Genomic DNA, 21,081 nt, shown 5'->3' with positions numbered 1-21,081 from the left:
ATAGATGTGGTTATAGGTAAAAATTTAATGCTTGCTAGCAAGTGTTTACCTATAACTACATAAGAGAAAATATTGTAGAGGTTAGTATGGTTCCTGTTGTTGCTCTTGTTGGGCGTCCCAATGTCGGTAAATCTACGTTGTTTAACCGATTAACTCGCACTCGCGATGCGTTGGTGGCGGATTTCCCCGGTTTAACGCGTGACCGTAAATATGGCCAAGCTAAATTGGGTGAGCACGACTTCATTGTTATCGATACTGGCGGTATTGATGGTAGTGAAGAGGGTGTAGAAACGAAAATGGCTCAACAGTCATTGGCCGCGATTGATGAAGCTGATGTTGTGCTATTTATGGTTGATGGTCGCGCTGGTTTAACGGCGGCTGATGAAGTGATCGCCCAACATCTGCGTAAGATTGAAAAGCGCGCTATTTTAGTCGTGAATAAAGTGGATGGCATTGACGCTGATGCTGCAAGTGCTGAGTTTTGGCAATTGGGCGTCGATCAAATGTACCAAATTGCTGCCGCTCATGGCCGTGGTGTTGGGATCCTTATCGACCGAGCTTTGAATCCACTTGCTGAAGAAATGATCGAGCAGGCTGAAGGCGAAATCGAAGATCTAACCGACTTTGAAGATGCCGAAGAAGAAAAGTTAGATTACACCGAAGAAGAAGCCGAAGCTGAATACAAACGTCTGCAAGATCAGCCGATAAAACTGGCGATCATTGGCCGTCCGAATGTCGGTAAATCGACACTCACCAACCGCATTCTCGGTGAAGAGCGTGTTGTGGTTTACGACATGCCCGGAACGACGCGAGACTCCATCTACATCCCGATGATGCGTGATGAGCGCGAGTATGTATTGATTGATACTGCTGGCGTGCGTCGTCGTACTCGCATTAACGAAACGGTTGAGAAATTCTCGGTCGTCAAAACCTTAAAAGCCGTTGAAGATGCAAACGTTGTTCTGTTAGTCATTGACGCTCGTGAGAATATCTCAGATCAAGATCTTAGCCTGCTAGGTTTTGCATTAAACGCCGGACGTTCGATAGTGCTTGCAGTCAATAAGTGGGATGGGCTCGATAACGACGTCAAAGAACGAGTCAAGAAAGAGCTAGACCGTCGTTTAGGCTTTGTCGATTTTGCTCGTATCCACTTTATCTCTGCATTGCATGGTACGGGTGTTGGTCATCTATTTGAATCGGTTCAAGAAGCGTATAAATCGGCGACAACACGTGTTGGTACATCGGTATTGACTCGTATTCTTAAAATGGCAACCGATGATCACCAACCGCCTATGGTTCGTAGCCGCCGCGTAAAACTTAAATATGCTCACGCAGGTGGTTATAACCCGCCGATTATCGTTGTACACGGTAACTTGGTGAATGAGCTGCCAGATTCTTACAAACGTTATTTGATGAACTATTACCGTAAGTCTTTAGAAATCATGGGTACGCCTATTCGTATCCAGTTCCAAAGCAGTGATAACCCATTTGAAGGAAAAGTGAATAAGCTGACCTTATCTCAAGAGCGTAAACGTAAACGCTTAATGACGATGATGAAAGGACGCAGCAAGTAGCCTTCCTCATAACTGAAATACCCAAGTTTAGACTTGGGTATTTTTTTGCCTAAAATTTATCATTGGCGATAGAACCTCACTAACGTGGCGGTCTGGAAATGAAGTGCAGTACCAAAATGATTGAGTGAAAAACAGAGCACGGCAACGTTGCTGCTTTGTATAAGTATCAAACAAAATGAGTAGAACATTTCGCCAAAAGATCATTTTAATATATTCTGATTTTTTTGATTTATTAGCTATAAAATGGAGTTTTGTATCGTTATAAATCCATATGCAGAATATGTAACTTATGCTTTCGGTGTGTGGTTATATAAATGTTCTTTTGAGAGTAGATCGCTGAACGGAGCAGATAAAGCAAATGATCAGGCAGAGATCTTTTATCGATCATAGCCTAATGTGTATGAGGTGGTTGGTGAGCCTGAAGGTATTGTGATAGAGATCAAAGCTGAACTCTCGATAATCCGAGACCATACGTGCCGTTTGATGAAGTGTCGGCTATCACATGCATGAACTATCTACGCAAACGAGCTATCTATTAAAACGAACGATATAAAACATCTACCAAAATCACACTATGTGAAAGATGTTATGTGAAAGACACAAAGAGAGATGGGATCAATATGCAGGAAAATCTTTGCCCTTGTTGCCAAAATCCACTGGCGTGGGATGGGCGTTACCATTGTGCTCAGTGCAAACATCACTTTAACAAAATTGGTTTTTGCCCTGAGTGTGATTCTGAGCTGGAGAAATTGCAGGCGTGTGGCGCAGCAAACTTTTTCTGTAATTCATGCAATGAGCTCAAATCAAAATCTAAGATTCGATTTGAGTTTCAAGCACAAGATTAAGTGATTAATTAACGGTAGAGAAAACTTCGCCATCCGCCACTCGCGTAATCAATTGATCGCCAGTTTTTAGATCGCAAGCGCGGTGAATCACTTTGCCTGAGCTATCTCGCGTGATCGAATAGCCTCGTTTTAGTGTCGCTAATGGGCTTACTGCGTCAAGCTTCTCTGCGGCTAGCGTTAAACGGTGTGCTGTGCGCAGGAGCTTTTTCTCCATTACGTCCAGCAATCGTTGCTCGCTTTTGGCTAGTCGATGCTGCTGCTTCGCTAAGGTTTGTACGGGAGAATGCAACTGCAGTTGATGGTATTGCTGGCCAATGTGCTCGCGCTGAGTCGAAATATAGCGCTGTATCGCCCGCTGTAGGCGCATTTCTGTGTCATCAAGTTGCTGGCTTTGACGCTGCAAGCGATAAGTGGGGTGCTGTTTCTCTAGCGCGTGAACCAAAGCGCGTAAATGATGCGCTTGTTGACTGGTGTAATAGCGCATCGCACTTTGTAGTTTGTGTTGGTATGAGGCGAAAGCTTGTCGCTTATTACTGTTGTCTCGGCTGACTAATTCTGCAGCAGCGGAGGGGGTTGGGGCACGTACGTCAGCCACAAAATCAGCAATCGTCACATCGATTTCATGCCCGACGGCACTGATAATTGGGATTTGACTAGCGGCAATTGTGCGCGCTACGATCTCGTGGTTAAAACACCATAAGTCCTCTAAAGAACCGCCACCGCGACCCACAATCAATACGTCACACTCTTGCCTCGCATTTGCTCTACCAATTGCTTGAGCAATTTGAATGGCCGCTTGTTCGCCTTGAACCAGTGTAGGATAAATGATGACGGGCAAGCTTGGATCGCGCCGCTTGAGCACATCAAGAATATCAAACAGGGCTGCGCCAGTTTTTGAAGTAATAACTCCGACGCATTGAGGATTTTCCGGCAAGGGGCGCTTATTGGATTGTGCAAACAGCCCTTCTGCGGCCAACTGCATCTTCAGCTTTTCAAACTCTTGCTGGAGACGACCATCCCCTTCGGGTTGCATGCTCTCGATAATGACTTGGTAGTCACCTCTGGGTTCATAAAGAGAAAGACGCGCTTTAACAAGTACCTGCTGGCCATTTTTAGGTTTGAAGGTCACAAAGCGATTATTGCCTTTGAACATCGCACATTTTACCTGCGCGCGAGAATCTTTGAGTGAGAGATACCAATGGCCAGAAACCGGAGCGGAGAAGTTCGATATTTCACCAACGAGCCACACAATGCCCATTTCATTTTCAAGTAACAGGCGTACTTCAGCATTGAGACGGGAGACAGTGTAGATGTTTTCGTTGGTCAAAGAAGGCAAGGCTAATCCCCTAGACGAGGGTATGGAAATTAGCGGCAATATAATACATATCAAGGGTTGGAATGCAAATTAAAAATGAAAAAATGAGTGGTCAAGCGATTACCTCGGGCGTATAATCCGACCGCAATATCAAATCCAAATCGATTTATCCTGTTCATTGTGTATTAGGGCAAATTGAGACAACTTGGATTTACCTTTTATTCACTCCTCTTAATTGTGAGATATTGCAAATGCTAAGAATTGCCAAAGAAGCGCTGACATTCGATGATGTTCTTCTCGTACCAGCACACTCCACCGTTCTCCCAAACACAGCCGATCTCCATACTCAGCTGACCAAAAATATCGCACTGAACATTCCGATGATCTCAGCTTCTATGGATACAGTGACAGAGGCTCGCCTTGCGATCGCTCTTGCCCAAGAGGGTGGTATTGGTTTTATCCACAAAAATATGCCCATTGAAGAGCAGGCTGAACAAGTCCGTCTTGTCAAAATTTTTGAAGCGGGTGTAGTCACTGCGCCAGTAACAGTTCGCCCTGATGCAACCATTCAAGATGTGATTGCTTTGACAGAGAAACATGGTTTTGCCGGTTTCCCTGTGGTGAGCGATCACAATGAGCTTGTCGGTATCATCACCGGCCGTGATATTCGCTTTGTTACTGATTTAACAAAAAAAGTTGAAGCAGTCATGACACCAAAAGATCGCTTAGCCACAGTTAAAGAGGGCGCATCTCGTCAGGATGTACAAGAGCGCATGCACAAAGCGCGTGTTGAAAAAGTCTTGGTAGTGAATGATGAATTCAAACTGACGGGTATGATCACCGCGAAAGATTTCCATAAAGCAGAACGCAAACCGAATGCTTGTAAAGATGAACAAGGGCGTTTACGTGTTGGTGCGGCTGTTGGTGCCGGTGCTGGCAATGAAGAGCGCGTAAAAGCATTAGTGGAAGCGGGAGTGGATGTTCTACTGATTGACTCTTCTCATGGCCATTCAGAAGGTGTACTTAACCGTATTCGTGAAACGCGCGCCGCTTATCCTGATCTCGATATTATCGGCGGTAATGTTGCAACGGGTGCCGGTGCGAAAGCTCTAATTGACGCGGGCGTAAGCGCGGTCAAAGTCGGTATTGGCCCGGGTTCAATCTGTACAACGCGTATTGTAACGGGTGTTGGTGTTCCTCAAATTACGGCGATTTCTGATGCAGCTGAAGTGGCTGATCAATACGGTATTCCTGTGATTGCTGATGGCGGTATTCGTTTTTCTGGCGATATTTGTAAAGCGATTGCTGCTGGTGCATCTTGCGTGATGGTTGGCTCCATGTTTGCTGGTACTGAAGAAGCTCCAGGTGAAGTTATTTTGTTCCAAGGTCGTTCATATAAAGCTTACCGCGGTATGGGTTCGCTGGGTGCAATGTCTCAAGGCTCTTCTGATCGTTATTTCCAATCTGACAATGCAGCTGACAAGCTTGTACCTGAAGGGATCGAAGGTCGTATCGCTTATCGAGGCCGTCTAAAAGAGATCGTTCATCAACAAATGGGTGGTTTACGCTCAAGCATGGGCTTAACTGGCTCGGCCACTATCGAAGATCTGCGCACTAAAGCCGAGTTTGTTCGTATCTCTGGTGCAGGTATGAAAGAGTCACACGTGCATGATGTTCAAATTACCAAAGAAGCGCCAAACTACCGCTTGGGTTAATGACGAACCACGAATAGCTTGAAGCTTATGGGGAGCGCGATGCTCCCCATCCACTACATTAATGATTGAGATTGACCTTAAATGACTAAAGATATCCATGACCAACGTATTCTGATCTTAGATTTCGGCTCTCAGTACACACAACTGGTTGCCCGCCGTGTTCGCGAAATCGGTGTTTATTGTGAGCTGTGGAGCTGGGATGTTGAAGAAGCGGACATCCGTGAATTCAACCCAGATGGCATTATTCTTTCTGGTGGTCCTGAAAGTGTGACTGAAGCCAACTCTCCGCGTGCGCCACAATATGTGTTTGATTCTGGCGTACCTGTATTTGGTGTTTGTTATGGCATGCAAACCATGGCTGAACAGTTGGGCGGAAAAGTGGCCAGTTCTGAGGAACGTGAATTCGGTTATGCAGCCGTACAGCTAATGGGTGAATCGGCCCTGTTTAGCGACCTTGAGCTAACGCAAGACGTTTGGATGAGCCACGGTGATAAAGTGGTGCAAATTCCGGCTGATTTTGTCAAAACAGCGCAAACGGAAACTTGTCCTTATGCGGCAATGGCGAATGAAGAGAAAAAATATTATGGCGTGCAATTTCACCCAGAAGTCACGCACACCAAAAACGGTCTAAAAATGCTTGAGAATTTCGTTCTCAACGTTTGTGGTTGTGAGCGTCTATGGACGGCTGAGTCTATCATCGAAGATGCGGTTGCTCGTATTAAAGAGCAAGTCGGCGACGATGAGGTGATCCTTGGCCTATCGGGTGGTGTAGATTCGTCAGTTGTGGCGATGCTGGCTCACCGAGCGATTGGCGATAAATTAACCTGCGTATTCGTTGATAACGGCCTATTGCGTCTGAATGAAGCTCAGCAAGTAATGGATATGTTTGGCAACAAGTTTGGTTTAAACATCATTCATGTTAATGCAGAAGAGCGTTTCCTCAACGCACTGCAAGGTGAGTCTGATCCGGAAGCGAAACGCAAAATCATCGGCCATGTGTTTGTTGATATCTTCGATGAAGAATCAAAGAAATTGAAAAATGCGAAATGGCTTGCGCAAGGCACGATTTACCCAGATGTGATTGAATCGGCTGCCTCTAAAACAGGTAAAGCGCACGTTATTAAATCTCACCATAACGTTGGCGGTTTGCCTGATGATATGGAAATGGGATTGGTTGAACCACTGCGTGAGCTTTTCAAAGATGAAGTACGCAAGATTGGCCTAGAGCTTGGTCTGCCTTACAACATGCTTTACCGCCATCCGTTCCCTGGTCCAGGCCTTGGCGTACGCGTGTTGGGCGAAGTGAAGAAAGAGTACTGTGATTTGCTGCGCCGCGCCGATGCTATTTTCATTGAAGAGCTGCATGCCGCTGATCTGTATAACAAAGTGTCACAAGCTTTCACGGTTTTCTTACCTGTTCGTTCGGTAGGCGTTATGGGTGATGGGCGTAAATACGATTGGGTTGTATCACTACGCGCTGTGGAAACCATTGACTTTATGACAGCACATTGGGCGCACCTGCCTTATGAGTTCTTGGGTAAGGTTTCTAACCGTATCATCAATGAAGTGAATGGTATTTCTCGTGTGGTTTACGATATTTCAGGTAAGCCACCAGCAACGATTGAGTGGGAATAATCCTCCAAAAAAGCGTACTCCTTCGGTGAGTGCCCTGTTATGATTGCTGCGAAATAGTCGGGGAGCCGATGCAGATTCTGCATCGGCTGAGATCGAAATTCGAGACCCGTCGAACCTGATTCAGTTAATACTGACGTAGGGAACTATGAGCACTTTGTCACGAGCCGAATAACAACGGCTAACCTTTGTAAATTCGATTACCGAACTTTCCAAACCACGGTCAAAGTCAGTTCCTGTATGTCTTGTCATAGGAGCGACCATGGTACAATCAATACAGAAACACACACAAGAAACGACGCGATTAAACATACCTGTTGTACTCACTATCGCAGGGTCTGATAGCGGTGGAGGGGCAGGCATTCAAGCCGACATCAAAGCGATATCGGCAACCGGCAGTTTCGCGTGTTCCGTTATTACCGCCATTACCTCACAAAATACTCAAGGCGTTTCTGCCATTTTCCCCATTCCACTTGATCACATCGAAAGCCAGTTAGATGCTGTCTTTAGCGACTTGAAGATCGTGGCCGTTAAAATTGGCATGCTAGCCGATGCCGGTATCATCAAGATCGTTGCCAAAAAAATGCAGCAATACCAACCCAAGAGCCTTGTGATAGACCCCGTAATGGTGGCGACCAGTGGTGATTTATTACTTGAGCAATCGGCAATCAGCACATTAAAAGAAACGTTGATCCCTTTGGCTGACATCATTACCCCCAATTTATTTGAGGGAGCAGTACTTACTGGCAAGCCGGTTCCTCAATCTGAAGCAGAAATGAACGACATGGTGGCTGATTTACGAGCGTTGGGTGCAAAGGCGGTGTTGCTAAAAGGTGGGCATTTAGAACACGCTGAAAACAGCAATGATCTTTTGATCATGAAATATTCGTCAGAATTACTCAGTGCGAAGCGTTTTCCAACCCCAAATACCCATGGGACGGGTTGCACTCTCTCTTCTGCGATCGCTTCTTATCTTGCTCAAGGAAATAACCTGCACAAATCTGTGTATTTGGCTAAGCAGTACATATCGCAAGCCATTGGCTATGCCGATGAGCTGGATGTTGGCCAAGGTCGCGGCCCAGTTCATCACTTTTTTACTGGCCACGCTCATGTGCGCTAAGCCATGGCCGGTGCGATGATGCTTGAGAAATTTGAGGCATTGGTTGTTCACTTAACCTGATGAAAAATAGATTGAACTCTAAAAGCCTCAAGCTTTTTTGAGGCTTTTTCATATTTATCGACTTGCCTTCAAAGGGCGATGTCGCCGTACGATAATTGGTTTACATCATGATGAAACCACTCGCATTTTGACATTTAATTAATAAGTTTCACTGTCAACAATGGCTCGGCTATCCATACTATTTTCACCGTACCCACTAAGCAAAAAATAAGGGATTGATATGTTGAAAACAAAGCATTTAGCCGTGCTGATTAGCAGTGTCTTAGCCGCAAACAGTTACGCGTTAAATATCTTACCTGACCCTGAAAATTCCGCGGGTTATATTGTCTCTAAAGTAGAGCTACAAGCGGCAGAAAAAGCCAAAACAGCGGATCCTATGTATGCCATCTGGTCGAAAGCACTAGAAACGCGTTCGAATGCAATTGTTGAAGCAATAGTACCGGGTTTAAGTTCTAACCCTGAAAACGTTAAGCGTGTTGAACGAGTCTTTCCACAGTACGAGTGGGATTTCTTAACTCAAATGGCGGCTCCCGAATACACCTACACACGCTTCTTACGGGCAATTGGCAAATTCCCCGCGTTTTGTGGCGAATATACGGATGGCCGAGATTCTGACGCAATTTGTAAAAAATCCATTGTGACGGCTTTTGCCCATTTCTCACAAGAAACGGGTGGTCACATTGCGAAAGATAACGTATCTGATAACCCGAATAGGCTTGAAGAATGGCAGCAAGCATTGGTTCATGTGCGTGAAATGGGCTGGTCTGAAGGACAAAGTGGCTACACAACCGGTTGTGGTCAAAATGATTGGCAAAATGCTCGTTGGCCGTGCGCCGCTGGGCAAGGTTATTTTGGTCGAGGCGCGAAGCAGCTCTCTTACCATTTCAACTATGGCGCTTTTTCTGAAGTGATGTTTGATGGTGATGCCAAAGTACTGCTCAATAATCCCGGATTAGTAGCGGATTCTTGGTTGAATTTAGCCTCAGCGATTTGGTTCTTCTTAACTCCTCAAGCACCGAAACCGGCAATGTTGCACGTAATTGACCGTACATGGGCACCTTCGCAACGTGAAAGCAATGCTGGTATTGGCTATGGTTTTGGCACCACAATTAACGTTATCAATGGCGGCATTGAGTGCGGTGAACAGAACAAAGATAAAGGTCAACCGGTTAATCGCATTCGCTACTGGGAAGGGCTAGCGGATCATTATCAAATACCGATTGAGTCAGATGAAAAGAATACCTGTTGGCAGCAAACGCCTTACGGTAGCTTAAATTTGAACGGTGCGACTGACGTGCTGTATACCAACTGGGATGGTAATTGGAAATATTACTCTGATCGCCCAGGTGGCTACTCGTTTGAATGTGAACTGGTTGGTTTCCAAACCGCGTATTCAGCCCTTGTTGCTGGTGATTACGAAAAATGTGTGACTAACTTTTATGGTTCACATTCTAGCTGGCCCCAAGTGCGTGTTGTGGATGCGATTGATCCCGGTACGCCACCAGAGCCGCCAGTCGATGGCATCGTCGGCTGGGAAGCGACAAAGGTATATAACACGGGTGATAAGGTGAGCTATAAAGGCGCTACTTATGAAGCTAAGTGGTGGTCACAAGGTAATGAACCCACTCAAGGTGATCCTTGGAAGCTTATTACAGGTGGCTCAACAGCGCCCACAACACCCGACCCTGTTGAGCCACCGCCAGTCGTCACCGAGCCTGAACCGCCCGTCACGCCAGAGCCTACGCTACCAAGCAGTGATTTTTCAAACTGGGTTGCAGGGGTTACTGTTGCAAAAAATGGCGATAAAATTACGCATAATGGAAAGTGTTTTATGGCTAAAAACAACCCCGGAGTATGGGAATCACCCACGCAAAGTAACTGGTTTTGGGATGAAATAAACTGTCAATAGAGAGTAACATTTAGCAAAAGGAGAGCAGCACGATCGAATTCGGTTGTCCTGCTCTCTTTTTGAACAATCAAGTGGCTAAATTTACAATCTTAGTTTCCGTTAATGTTATTTCTATTTTGTGTGCTACTCCACTAAAATCCGCGCGTAATTTTTATCAATATTTTTTAAGGTACTCGCGAATGTCTACTAAATTGGCCAATCCAGCGCCGCTAGGCCTAATGGGTTTTGGCATGACGACTATCCTGCTTAATATCCATAACGCAGGCTTTTTCCCTATCGACTCTATGATTTTGGCGATGGGTATTTTCTACGGTGGTTTAAGTCAAGTTATCGTGGGTATCATGTGTTTCAAACGTGGTGACACTTTTGGTACAACAGCGTTTACCTCTTACGGTCTATTTTGGCTCACATTGGTTGGCCTGATTGTCATGCCATACATGGGACTACCAGCAAGCCCTGCTCACTTTATGGGTTGGTACTTAGCGTTGTGGGGCATTTTCACTGGTTTCATGTTTATCGGTTCATTGTGCTACCCACGTGCTAAACAAGTGGTATTCGGCTCACTGACCATTCTATTTGCTTTACTAGCTGCGCGTGATTTCACTGGTAGCGAGCTTATCGGCACGATTGCTGGCTTTGAAGGCATCTTCTGTGGCGCAAGTGCGATTTATTTTGCAATGGCTCAAGTTCTGAATAATGAATATGGCCGTGTTATTTTACCGATTGGTGAAAAGAAAGCGCAAAACGCTGTTGTCGAAAAGTTGACGACACAAGAAATCGCAGCCTAATACGGGTTGATGAAAAAGAAAAAGGGTTAGCGTTTGCTAACCCTTTTTACGTTTACCTTGAATGCTTTTTGCTGATGAGCTTAGCTAATCCGTTAGGATGATGGTTGTTCAACACCCTCGGAGCTTTCTTCTACGGTTGGTTCTTGTCCCGTTTTGCGTTTATATTTTCCTTCCCAATATGTCGCATTCTTAATGCCGAGTTTTACTGGGTTGAAAAGATACTCATCGACACCTTGTTTTTGTTGCTCTTCATAATCTTTGAGTGCTGCAATAGCTGGTTTAGCCATAAAGAAGATGATCAAAATCCCGACTATGTTTAGCCACGCCATCAAACCCACGCCCACATCACCCATTGCCCAAGCAAGGTTCGCGGTTCTCACTGTGCCGTAGAATACCGTTGCGATGATCACTACTTTAAGAAGGAACATCAGGCCATCGACTTTAAAGGTGCGGCGAATGTAAGCAATATTCGTTTCAGCAATATAGTAGTATGCCAAAATCGTGGTAAAGGCGAAGAAGAACAGAGCAAACGCAACAAAAGGTTTACCCACGCCCGGTAGTGCGCTCTCAATCGCCATTTGGGTAAATACTGGGCCATTGGCACTGATATCCGCCGCGATGTTCTGTACTAAAAATGCACCTTCTGCGCCGCCGTGTACGTTATAAGCACCAGTGATCAGAATCATGAACGCGGTTGCGGAACAGACCAGCAAAGTATCAATGTAGATAGAAAATGCTTGCACTAAACCTTGCTGGGCTGGGTGATCAACACTCGCGGCAGCCGCAGCGTGCGGTCCAGTACCTTGGCCTGCTTCGTTTGAGTAAACACCTCGTTTTACCCCCCAACCAATCGCAGCACCAATACCTGCCATTGGTGTGAACGCATCACCAATGATCATGGCAAAAATACGTGGTACTTCACTGATGTTAAGCAGGATGATAACAAACGCAGTAATCACATAGGCCAAAGCCATAAATGGCACCACGACCTGTGTGAAGTTAGCGATACGCTTAACACCACCAAAGATGATGAACGCTAAAATGATCGACACTACGGTACCGGTAAAAATTTTAGCAAAAGTGAAGCTACCGATAGCGGTTTCAATGGTTGGGCCAGCACCAAAAGCGGCCTCTACAGCATTACCAATGCTGTTGGATTGCACGCCAGGTAAAAGCACACCACAAGCAAAGATGGTGGAAATGGCGAAGATCCATGCATACCATTTTTGTCCCATCGCTTTTTCGATGTAATAAGCGGGACCACCACGGAATTCACCTTCATCTTCTTCTTTATAAATCTGTGCCAGAGTTGACTCAGCATAAGCAGTCGCGGCACCAAAAAAGGCCACTACCCACATCCAGAAAATAGCACCAGGGCCACCAAAGCCAATTGCCGCGGCTACGCCTGCAATATTACCGGTACCGACGCGTCCCGAAAGTGAAACGGCCAAAGCTTGGAAAGAGGATATCCCTTTGGTTGAGCTTTTTCCGGAAAGAAGAAGTCGCCACATTTCAAAAAAGTGACGGACCTGAACGAATCGGGTCACAATTGAGTAGAATAAACCCGCACCAAGGCATAAATAAATTAGCGCCGGGCTCCAGATTATTCCATTCAGAAAATCAACAAATGACTGCATATGCATTTCCCTGTTTTAGTAGTTTTGGTGAGTGTTGTGTTTGCTTTGTGGGCAACATATTAATCTTTTTGTAACTTAGATGTTAATTTATTTATCTGTGAATAATCGTTAGCGTGATGAGGAACACAAAATGCTAATTAAATGTTAAATAATAGGTGGGTTAATTAGGATTGGCTAAAATTTCAGCGCATATGGGTTGGTCACCCGAAAGGTTGGAAATTAAATCCTCTCGGATGAATCATTATGCATAATAACTTTCCACTAAGGTTTAGCTAATAATAAGCATTTTCTATTGTGGCTAGTTGATGAGGTAGCGAGAGAGATTCAACTCATGAATTGGCAAAGCACAAGTTTGCTCACTGACAATGTCGGCAAGAAGCTGTCCAGATCCGCAAGCCATCGTCCACCCTAAGGTTCCATGTCCGGTATTGGTGTAGAGGTTTTCAAATGGAGTGGAGCCTATAATCGGAGTCCCGTCAGGCGTCATTGGTCTAAAGCCTGTCCAGAATTCAGCTTGTGCTAAATCACCGCCTTGAGGAAAGAGATCGGTCACGACTTTTGCAATGGTTGCTTTGCGCGCATCAGGCAAGGCAGGATCAAACCCGGCTAACTCTGCCGTGCCCGCGACACGAATTCGATCCTCAAAACGAGTGATGGCCACTTTATATGTTTCGTCCATTACCGTTGAACGTGGGGAAAGTTCGGCGTCGACAATCGGCAGCGTTAGTGAGTACCCTTTCACTGGATAAACAGGAATGGAGATACCCAATGTCGCCAGTAAAGCGGTAGAGTAACTGCCGAGTGCGACGACATATTTGTCTGCTTTCAGTTCACCTTTATCGGTTTGGACAGCGGTGATCTTTTTGCCTTCAGTGGTTAATGTTTTTATTTGTGTATCAAACAGAAATTGCACCCCACGGCTTTTCGCGAGCTCTGTTAATTGTTGGCAAAACAGATAGCAGTCTCCGGTTTCATCGTCGGGTAGGTACAAACCACCTCGCAATTTATCGCGTACAAGAGCAAGCCCCGGCTCTTGCTTAATGCACCCATCGACATCAAGAAGCTGATAACGAATGCCACTTTGCTCGAGTAGTTTGATGTCCTTTTGTACCGCTTGTAGCTGTTTTTCGCTGCGAAACACTTGCAACGTTCCAAGCCGACGGCCTTGATATTGCAGGTTATGTTGCTGATTCAGGTCAGCCAAACAAACGCGGCTGTAATTGGCAATCGCCAGCATTCGGGCTTTATTGATGTTGTAACGATCCTGTTGGCAGTTCAATAACATTTTACCCATCCACGCCAACAGATGTGGGTCGATAGACGGTTTTATTTTCAACGGTGCATGCTCTTCAAACAGCCACTTTAATGCTTTTTGTGGGATGCCGGGTGCAGCCCAAGGGGAAGAGTAGCCGTAAGATATTTGCCCTGCGTTAGCAAAACTGGTCTCTTTTGCACCTTGTGATTGGCGATCCACCACCGTTACTCGGTGGCCCGCTTGTGATAAATACCATGCGCTGGTTAGCCCGATGACGCCGCTACCTAAGACGATCACGTCCATGTTGTCTCCTTAAATCACCCTAGTGTGTTCTCTGAGCACATTCAGAGTCGGTGTAAATGTTCACATAATGGCAACATCAAACATCAAATTGAGTGGAAACACAATCACTAGCCCCTACACTTATTTTTATGTGGTGATGACAAAAGGGGCGGTAAATGAAGTCAGAGACAGGTCGATGCTGCTATCAAAACCCTGATGGTTGGTGTTGTGATCAACCTAGTGGTGAGTCTGGCCTTTGTTATTGGCATGACCCCAAAATAGATAAAAGTAATGACGACATCAAATCTCAGGTTGAACAATGGGCGGCCTCAGGTAAACCTTTAGATGGATTTCAGTTGGCTAAAGCAAATTTAGTCGATCTCAACCTCGTCAATCGGGGCCGTAAAACTGGCTATCAATGTCGGAACGCCGATTTTTATCGAGCAGATCTGACCAATGCTCACTTTTTTGGTTTGGATTTACGAGGTTCTTCTTTGATGAAGAGCAAGTTGGTGTGTGCTAACCTCCATTGCGCCAAATTGCAAAAAGTCAATTTGCTGGGGGCTGATCTTTCTCGCGCTAGGTTGGAAAATATTGAATGGGGAGAGGAGTTGAAGCAAGAGCAAGAAGCTAAAGTGGCCTTAAAAAAAGGAGAGTACAAGCAGGCTTGTGCACTATGGCAAGAAGCTGAGGAAGTGAGCAGGGGAGTTCGTAAGCAGTGTGAAAAGCAAGGCTTGTTCGAAATGGCCGGAACGTTTTTTAAAAAAGAGATGCGTTTCAGACGTTACCAAATGCCCAAGTTTAGTCTTCAGAGAATGTTGTCGAAAACCGTTGATTTGTTTTGCGGTTATGGGGAAGAGCCGTTAAGAGTGGTGTTATTTTCGCTTTTTGTCATTCTGGCCAGTGCAACGGCTTACTTTTTCTTAGGTACCACCTCTGCAAACCCGATCTATGATGATGTAACAGGGTGGACATTTTACTTATTAGAGTTTTTCAACGCGATCTATTTTAGTGTCGTCACCTTTACCACTTTAGGTTATGGCGATATCTCTCCAGTAGGTATTGCGCGATTTATTGCTGCATTGGAAGCCTTCTTAGGCAGTTTTACCATGGCACTATTTGTTGTGGTGTTCGTTAAAAAAATGACGCGTTAGAACTCACTCGAAGTGAACTCTCAGCGCTGAGTATGTTTGTGCTTCAAAACCGCATAAATCATTAAAGCAAAGGCAATCGCAGCGGCCACCCAAATCCAGTAACGGTGCGCGGAATAAAAAGCACTGATTTGGTGAAGATGTACAAACGCAAAATGGGTGAGTAAACCAAAGACCGCGACCCAAACCGTGGTGGCAAGCAGGTTACCCAGTAAAAATACTCTGATGGGCATTTTCGCCACTCCGCAGGCTAATGGCATGAATTGTTTCATCCCCTCAACAAAGCGACTGATGATTAAGCAAATCGGGCCGTATTTTTGAATAGCGCTTTGCAGTTTTTGAAATTTAGCCCCTGAAATATAGCCTTTTTTATCCAACCAACCCTCAAAATAATAACCGAGCAGATAGCCGCAACTATTACCAATAAAGCAGCTTAGCCACGATACAATCATAACAAGAGAGAAATTCATTACGCCATTGGATGACAAAATGGACGCGGCAATCATGAGCGATTGGCCGGGCATCGGAATGCCAATCCCTTCGAAAAAGATGCTGATGATCAGTGCTAGGTAGCCGTACTGTTCCAATAACGGCTGCATTGAGAGGAGCAGTTGATTGATAGGTTGCAAAGCGGGTATCCACCATCGAAAGTTTGAGGTTATTTAATACGCTGGTTCTTCGTTTGAATCAACGCCATCGTGTGATAATGCCCATTTCTTGGCTCTTAAAATAGAATACGTTGTGGTTAGTACCTTCAAATTAGCTGAAAATCATCAGCAAATTTGTTGTGGTTTCTATGCTCTTTTGGCGTAGTACACTGCTTAAAAATCAAGAGGAGTTATTTTATGTTTCATGCCCATGTTTATTTTGATCTCGCAGAGCAAGCAAAAGCACAGCGCGTACAACAAAAAATTGCCCAACAACGACATGATGTACAAGCCATGTTTGGCTTAGTACCAAGGCTTGTTGGCCCGCACTTAAAGCCGATGTTTGAAGTACACCTTGCTGACAATAGCCACGGATTTATTGAGTGGCTAGATGAACATCGGGAAGGTCTTAGCGTGTTGATCCATCCGGTTTCTGGAGACGATAGGTATGACCATTCTCAGGGGCAAGTTCTGTGGTTAGGAGAGACTTTAGGGGTGAACTTAGCCGTATTGCGTTAGAGGATGCCTATCAAATTAATAGCCACAGTGAATTAGTGTTTAATGCTCATCTTGTCTAGTCTGTACAGAACGCAGCAGAAACAATAATCGTGGCAAGGTTTTGAAGAAAAAGGTTTTTCGAACAAGTCGTGACCGCAGGCTCATCACCTCTCGTTGTTATTGTATATACATGATGTTGTTATAAGTTTTGTTGCATTTGAATTTAATACAGTGAATGTTCAGCCAATATCGACCGTGCTGAGTGTTTTTAGAATAAATCAAGCACACTTAAATAGCCGCAGTAATGCGAAGCAAGGAGAACGCAATGGAGAATAAAGGTATGAATTCGGGCGGTAAATGCCCTGTCATGCACGGCGGAGTAACTTCTGCTGAACTATCCAATATGGATTGGTGGCCAAAAGCACTGAATCTTGACATTCTTCACCAGCACGACGTGAAAACCAACCCAATGGGTGCGGATTTTAATTACCGCGATGCGCTAAAAACATTGGATGTTGATGCCTTGAAAAAAGATCTCAAAGCACTAATGACCGATAGCCAAGAGTGGTGGCCTGCCGACTGGGGGCATTACGGCGGTTTGATGATCCGCATGGCATGGCACTCCGCGGGTACTTACCGAATTGCAGATGGTCGAGGTGGTGCGGGCTCTGGCAACCAGCGTTTTGCTCCGCTTAACTCGTGGCCTGATAACGCCAATTTAGATAAAGCTCGTCGCTTATTGTGGCCAATCAAACAAAAATACGGCAACAAAATCAGTTGGGCGGATTTGATGATCTTGGCGGGTAATATGGCTTATGAATCCATGGGGCTTAAAACCTTTGGTTTCGCTTTTGGTCGTGAAGATATTTGGCACCCAGAAAAAGACACTTATTGGGGCTCAGAAAAAGAGTGGCTAGCGCCAAGTGGCGGAGAAAATAGCCGCTATTCCGGTGTGCGTGATCTAGAAAACCCGCTTGCTGCCGTGATGATGGGCCTGATTTATGTAAACCCTGAAGGCGTTGACGGTAATCCAGACCCGCTTAAAACCGCACATGACATGCGCGTCACTTTTGAGCGCATGGCAATGAATGATGAAGAAACCGTGGCGCTGACAGCGGGTGGGCATACGGTGGGTAAAGCGCATGGTAATGGTAGCGCTGCGAACTTAGGGCCAGATCCTGAAGGGGCGGACTTGCACGAACAAGGCTTGGGTTGGAATAACCACACCAGCCGCGGCATTGGCCGTAATACGGTCACCAGTGGTATTGAAGGTGCATGGACTACGCACCCAACCCAGTGGGATAACGGCTTCTTCCACCTGTTATTTACCTACGAATGGCAACTAACGAAGAGCCCTGCTGGCGCGTGGCAGTGGGAGCCAATCAACATCAAAGAGGAAGATAAACCGGTTGATGTGGAAGACTCAAGCATTCGTTATAACCCGATGATGACCGATGCCGATATGGCGCTGAAGATGGATCCTGAATATCGCAAGATCTCAGAGCGCTTCTACAAAGACCCAGCGTATTTCTCTGAAGTGTTTGCTCGTGCTTGGTTTAAGCTCACTCACCGTGATATGGGGCCTAAAGCGCGTTACTTTGGCCCTGATGTTCCGGCAGAAGATCTCATTTGGCAAGATCCCATCCCCGCAGGTCGTAAAGATTATGATGTGGATGCAGTAAAAGCGAAAATAGCGGCCAGCGGCTTAAGCATCAGTGAGATGGTCAGTACCGCATGGGATAGTGCTCGTACTTTCCGTGGTTCCGATAAACGTGGTGGCGCTAACGGTGCACGCATTCGCTTGGCTCCTCAAAAAGATTGGCAAGGTAATGAGCCAGAAAGACTCAGCAAAGTGTTGGCTGTTCTGGAGAAAATTGCTGCTGATGCGGGTATTAGCATCGCCGATACCATTGTTTTGGCGGGTAACGTCGGTGTTGAACAAGCGGCCAAAGCGGCAGGCGTTAATATTACTGTGCCTTTTACTACCGGACGTGGTGATGCAACGCTTGAACAAACGGATGTAGAATCGTTTGATGTGCTTGAGCCACTGGCGGATGGTTTCCGTAACTGGCAAAAGAAACATTACGTGGTTAACCCAGAAGAGATGCTGTTAGATAAAGCGCAACTATTGCGCCTGACTGCTCCAGAAATGACCGTATTGATTGGTGGATTGCGAGTGCTCGGTACAAACTATGGCGGCAGTCAACATGGTGTATTGACAGACCGTGTTGGGGCGTTGACTAACGATTTCTTCGTTAACCTCACCGACATGAATTACACTTGGAAGCCAACAGGCCGTAACTCTTACGATATGGTTGAGCGTAAGAGCGGTAAAACAAAATGGACAGCGACTCGTGTTGATTTGGTGTTTGGCTCAAACTCCATTTTGCGCTCATACGCTGAAATTTACGCGCAGGACGATAACAAAGAGAAGTTCGTCAAAGACTTTGTCGCTGCTTGGACCAAAGTCATGAACGCCGATCGCTTCGACGTGTTGTAAACCCTCTTCACTCAGTAATCTTGATATTAAGGCCCTCTTAGCGAGGGCCTTGTTGTGCCTCGGTTTTCTCTCTAAACGGCTTGTTTATAAAAGAGACTAGTCCCCAAAAAACGAGTGTTTCTAAAAACAGACGGAACCTAAAAACAGATGGTATCTAAAAAATAGAGGGCATCTAGGAAGCATCACACAGCGATATATTTTATTGTAATTCCAAGTGCGCCAGTGTTTTGAAGTGCTTAAAGGTTTCGCATTGCGACAGACTTTTACCTAATTTTTTATTAATCAGCACTTGGAAAAGATCATACAGCCCCATCGCCTCTTCATAGTCACATTTACTTAAGGCGAGGAAAAAGATCAGATAGGCTTTTTCACCATTACCCCATTCAATTCCACGCGGTGCAGCGACGGTGTAAACCATCGAACGTTTAGCAAAGAGTTCAATCGAGTGTGGTAGAGCAATGTATTCGCCCATCATGGTTGAAACCAAACTCTCTCGCTCTTGCAGTGAAGCTCGGTATCCTTCCTCTACCAACTCCGTTGATTCAAGATGCGAGCAAACCTGCTCAAAGAGGAGTGATTGCTCAATGACGTCATCAAGGTAGAGAAATTGAGCCTTGGAAAAATACTTATCCAAAAGATAAGAGTGCGTGCGATCAACCAACACTTGTTTGCCCAGTTCTTCCAATTGATGTTGGGTAGGGAAGGGGTCAACCACAAAGCTCGGAATCTCTCTATTGGCTAAGGGCATGGTGGTAATAATGAGGTCCGCTTGCGTGGCATCAGCGGTGATCAACTGTTCAGGGGAATAAACCGTTTTCATATCCAATTGCGGATACTGGCGGCGGATGATCGCTTCTAGCCCAAGTGTTGCGGCATTGCCTGCGTCGCAATACAGGAGCGCTTTGGGGGTACGGTGACCTAAATGGTAATTACGTTCAAGCCCCACACCAATGTGAATTACAAGATAGCCTATTTCGTGCTGTGTCATGCAGTAACCCGTCTCTCTGATCCAGTCTGCGATGGCCGATAAGGTAATACTGTAAGCGAGTGGGTAGTGCTGTTTGATATGCTCGGCCAATGGGTTAATTGTGGCGACATGATGTTTGACACGAATGATCATATGGCAGACGTGGTTGTGAAGATCGCGGCGTAATAGCGCATCGTCACGCACATCGTAAGGGTAATTTTGATAGATATAATCAAAGATGTGAGTGACTAGAGCATCGGCTTCATGCTGTACACCCTGGCTAAGGAGTGCTTGATTCGTCGCAATTCTCGCTTGAATGTGAATCGCCAAGGCCGCAATTTCATGGTTATTGGCGGGTAACAGCATCGGTAGCGCAGAAAATAACGCTTTGGCAATTGGTAGCGTCGTTTCATGAACATCGTTTTTAGAAAATTCGGTAAGCTCTTTGCCACACGCGAGCCTGTGCAGTGTGACGGCAGCATAAAGGGTTAACCAACGCAGCCCAATATCATTGATATAGAGTGTATGGTTGGTCAACACTTCACGAAAGCGCGCTGCAAAAATTTGCTGAGATTTTTCAGGGAAAATCGTACTAATAAAGCCCAGAGCTTGTTTTGTCTCTTTTTGTTCGATGTAGATAAGTTGGGTTAAACGGGAGCGAATCGCCATTTCTGGGCCTTGGATCAGCATGCCCAAACGAGGTTTACTTTCAATCGATAAACCAAACGTGGCCAGTTGGCTGCGTACATCAACCATATCATTTTGAATAACAGTGCGGCTTAGATTCCATGTCTCGGCCAATTCGTCAATTTTTACGCCTTGTTCTGCCGTTAATAGCAGTACTTGAATCTGGATGATGCGCTCTTTACTGGTCCTTGGAATCGTTTCTGCATTTTGCACCCTCGACAAAAAATGCTCGAAAGTTGATGGGTTGTAGATATTGAGTTGGTAACCGGAACCGCGCTGGTGGAGAAGATGCGCGCCATGATTGACCATCACATTATTGAGCAGCGCGACATCGGTGCGTATGGTGCGTGTCGAAACATTAAGCCGTTGCGCAAGTTCGTCCTGAGTCAAAGGCGAGGCGGATACAGCATCCAACAAATGAATTAGGCGAGGGTGCGGTAGCTTGTACATCATCGATTCCTATTCCAGCATGAACAGCGCTATCTAAAAGGTAAAATGC

At 45.7% G+C, this 21,081-nt stretch carries 15 protein-coding genes and 1 riboswitch; of the genes, 10 read left to right on the top strand and 5 right to left on the bottom strand.

Annotated features, from left to right (window positions below; genetic code table 11):
- The first annotated feature begins 86 nt into the window (after positions 1–86).
- Positions 87–1,574 (top strand): ribosome biogenesis GTPase Der, encoded by a 1,488-nt coding sequence (der, locus tag AACT23_RS00420; protein WP_029388206.1) that lies wholly within the window; start codon positions 87–89, stop codon positions 1,572–1,574.
- 620 nt (positions 1,575–2,194) lie between these two features.
- Positions 2,195–2,419 carry a zinc ribbon domain-containing protein gene (locus AACT23_RS00415; RefSeq protein ID WP_199871416.1) on the top strand — a complete coding sequence of 75 codons (225 nt, stop codon included), beginning with the start codon at positions 2,195–2,197 and terminating at the stop codon, positions 2,417–2,419.
- A 4-nt stretch (positions 2,420–2,423) separates the two neighbouring features.
- Here the strand turns inward: AACT23_RS00415 and xseA are convergent, their stop codons facing one another.
- Positions 2,424–3,755 (bottom strand): exodeoxyribonuclease VII large subunit, encoded by a 1,332-nt coding sequence (xseA, locus tag AACT23_RS00410; protein WP_047689015.1) that lies wholly within the window; start codon positions 3,753–3,755, stop codon positions 2,424–2,426.
- 230 nt (positions 3,756–3,985) lie between these two features.
- On the opposite strand from xseA, the gene guaB reads away from it, so the two are divergent.
- The 5 genes from guaB (at position 3,986) to AACT23_RS00385 (ending at position 10,958) form a co-directional block, all read left to right on the top strand.
- Positions 3,986–5,449 carry an IMP dehydrogenase gene (gene guaB, locus AACT23_RS00405; protein WP_026028100.1) on the top strand — a complete coding sequence of 488 codons (1,464 nt, stop codon included), beginning with the start codon at positions 3,986–3,988 and terminating at the stop codon, positions 5,447–5,449.
- A gap of 81 nt (positions 5,450–5,530) precedes the next feature.
- Positions 5,531–7,084, top strand: a complete 1,554-nt coding sequence (gene guaA, locus AACT23_RS00400) for a glutamine-hydrolyzing GMP synthase (protein WP_094128335.1) — start codon at positions 5,531–5,533, stop codon at positions 7,082–7,084.
- Positions 7,085–7,132: 48 nt separating this feature from the next.
- Positions 7,133–7,243, top strand: a riboswitch (TPP riboswitch).
- Positions 7,244–7,343: 100 nt separating this feature from the next.
- The gene (gene thiD, locus AACT23_RS00395; RefSeq protein WP_094128332.1) at positions 7,344–8,201 is read left to right on the top strand and encodes a bifunctional hydroxymethylpyrimidine kinase/phosphomethylpyrimidine kinase; all 858 of its coding nucleotides are present in this window, start codon (positions 7,344–7,346) and stop codon (positions 8,199–8,201) included.
- Between the two features lie 280 nt (positions 8,202–8,481).
- A complete protein-coding gene (locus AACT23_RS00390; protein WP_094128329.1) occupies positions 8,482–10,170 on the top strand; it encodes a chitinase in 1,689 nt (562 codons plus the stop codon).
- A 179-nt stretch (positions 10,171–10,349) separates the two neighbouring features.
- Positions 10,350–10,958, top strand: a complete 609-nt coding sequence (locus AACT23_RS00385; protein ID WP_010320388.1) for an acetate uptake transporter — start codon at positions 10,350–10,352, stop codon at positions 10,956–10,958.
- A gap of 92 nt (positions 10,959–11,050) precedes the next feature.
- Here AACT23_RS00385 and AACT23_RS00380 read toward each other — a convergent pair whose 3' ends face one another.
- Together AACT23_RS00380 and AACT23_RS00375 are read right to left on the bottom strand one after the other, a co-directional pair.
- Entirely contained in the window at positions 11,051–12,595 is a 1,545-nt protein-coding gene (locus AACT23_RS00380; RefSeq protein ID WP_094128326.1) for an alanine/glycine:cation symporter family protein, read from the bottom strand.
- A gap of 298 nt (positions 12,596–12,893) precedes the next feature.
- Positions 12,894–14,153, bottom strand: coding sequence for a D-amino acid dehydrogenase (locus AACT23_RS00375; RefSeq protein WP_094128323.1), 1,260 nt, complete (start codon positions 14,151–14,153; stop codon positions 12,894–12,896).
- Between the two features lie 155 nt (positions 14,154–14,308).
- Here AACT23_RS00375 and AACT23_RS00370 point away from each other — a divergent pair, with 155 nt between their 5' ends.
- The gene (locus AACT23_RS00370) at positions 14,309–15,286 is read left to right on the top strand and encodes an ion channel (RefSeq protein ID WP_094128320.1); all 978 of its coding nucleotides are present in this window, start codon (positions 14,309–14,311) and stop codon (positions 15,284–15,286) included.
- Positions 15,287–15,306: 20 nt separating this feature from the next.
- Here the strand turns inward: AACT23_RS00370 and AACT23_RS00365 are convergent, their stop codons facing one another.
- A complete protein-coding gene (locus tag AACT23_RS00365; protein ID WP_017043183.1) occupies positions 15,307–15,912 on the bottom strand; it encodes a DedA family protein in 606 nt (201 codons plus the stop codon).
- A gap of 216 nt (positions 15,913–16,128) precedes the next feature.
- Here AACT23_RS00365 and AACT23_RS00360 point away from each other — a divergent pair, with 216 nt between their 5' ends.
- Both AACT23_RS00360 and katG read left to right on the top strand, forming a co-directional pair.
- Positions 16,129–16,449, top strand: a complete 321-nt coding sequence (locus tag AACT23_RS00360) for a DOPA 4,5-dioxygenase family protein (RefSeq protein ID WP_064624564.1) — start codon at positions 16,129–16,131, stop codon at positions 16,447–16,449.
- A 304-nt stretch (positions 16,450–16,753) separates the two neighbouring features.
- The gene (gene katG, locus AACT23_RS00355) at positions 16,754–18,928 is read left to right on the top strand and encodes a catalase/peroxidase HPI (RefSeq protein ID WP_094128317.1); all 2,175 of its coding nucleotides are present in this window, start codon (positions 16,754–16,756) and stop codon (positions 18,926–18,928) included.
- 199 nt (positions 18,929–19,127) lie between these two features.
- Here the strand turns inward: katG and AACT23_RS00350 are convergent, their stop codons facing one another.
- Positions 19,128–21,035 carry a BglG family transcription antiterminator gene (locus AACT23_RS00350; protein WP_255211878.1) on the bottom strand — a complete coding sequence of 636 codons (1,908 nt, stop codon included), beginning with the start codon at positions 21,033–21,035 and terminating at the stop codon, positions 19,128–19,130.
- Between the last annotated feature and the right edge of the window lie 46 nt (positions 21,036–21,081).

Origin of the sequence: Vibrio sp. V09_P4A23P171, assembly GCF_963875615.1 — a bacterium.
GTDB classification, from domain to species: domain Bacteria; phylum Pseudomonadota; class Gammaproteobacteria; order Enterobacterales; family Vibrionaceae; genus Vibrio; species Vibrio anguillarum.
This window is presented reverse-complemented; position numbering and strand designations above follow the sequence as displayed.

Bases quoted from the DNA above. Each gene is read 5' to 3' on its own strand.
- der (WP_029388206.1), top strand. From the start codon at position 87: ATGGTTCCTGTTGTTGCTCTTGTTGGGCGTCCCAATGTCGGTAAATCT.
- AACT23_RS00415 (WP_199871416.1), top strand. From the start codon at position 2,195: ATGCAGGAAAATCTTTGCCCTTGTTGCCAAAATCCACTGGCGTGGGAT.
- guaB (WP_026028100.1), top strand. From the start codon at position 3,986: ATGCTAAGAATTGCCAAAGAAGCGCTGACATTCGATGATGTTCTTCTC.
- guaA (WP_094128335.1), top strand. From the start codon at position 5,531: ATGACTAAAGATATCCATGACCAACGTATTCTGATCTTAGATTTCGGC.
- thiD (WP_094128332.1), top strand. From the start codon at position 7,344: ATGGTACAATCAATACAGAAACACACACAAGAAACGACGCGATTAAAC.
- AACT23_RS00390 (WP_094128329.1), top strand. From the start codon at position 8,482: ATGTTGAAAACAAAGCATTTAGCCGTGCTGATTAGCAGTGTCTTAGCC.
- AACT23_RS00385 (WP_010320388.1), top strand. From the start codon at position 10,350: ATGTCTACTAAATTGGCCAATCCAGCGCCGCTAGGCCTAATGGGTTTT.
- AACT23_RS00380 (WP_094128326.1), bottom strand. From the start codon at position 12,595: ATGCAGTCATTTGTTGATTTTCTGAATGGAATAATCTGGAGCCCGGCG.
- AACT23_RS00375 (WP_094128323.1), bottom strand. From the start codon at position 14,153: ATGGACGTGATCGTCTTAGGTAGCGGCGTCATCGGGCTAACCAGCGCA.
- AACT23_RS00370 (WP_094128320.1), top strand. From the start codon at position 14,309: ATGAAGTCAGAGACAGGTCGATGCTGCTATCAAAACCCTGATGGTTGG.
- AACT23_RS00360 (WP_064624564.1), top strand. From the start codon at position 16,129: ATGTTTCATGCCCATGTTTATTTTGATCTCGCAGAGCAAGCAAAAGCA.
- katG (WP_094128317.1), top strand. From the start codon at position 16,754: ATGGAGAATAAAGGTATGAATTCGGGCGGTAAATGCCCTGTCATGCAC.
- AACT23_RS00350 (WP_255211878.1), bottom strand. From the start codon at position 21,035: ATGATGTACAAGCTACCGCACCCTCGCCTAATTCATTTGTTGGATGCT.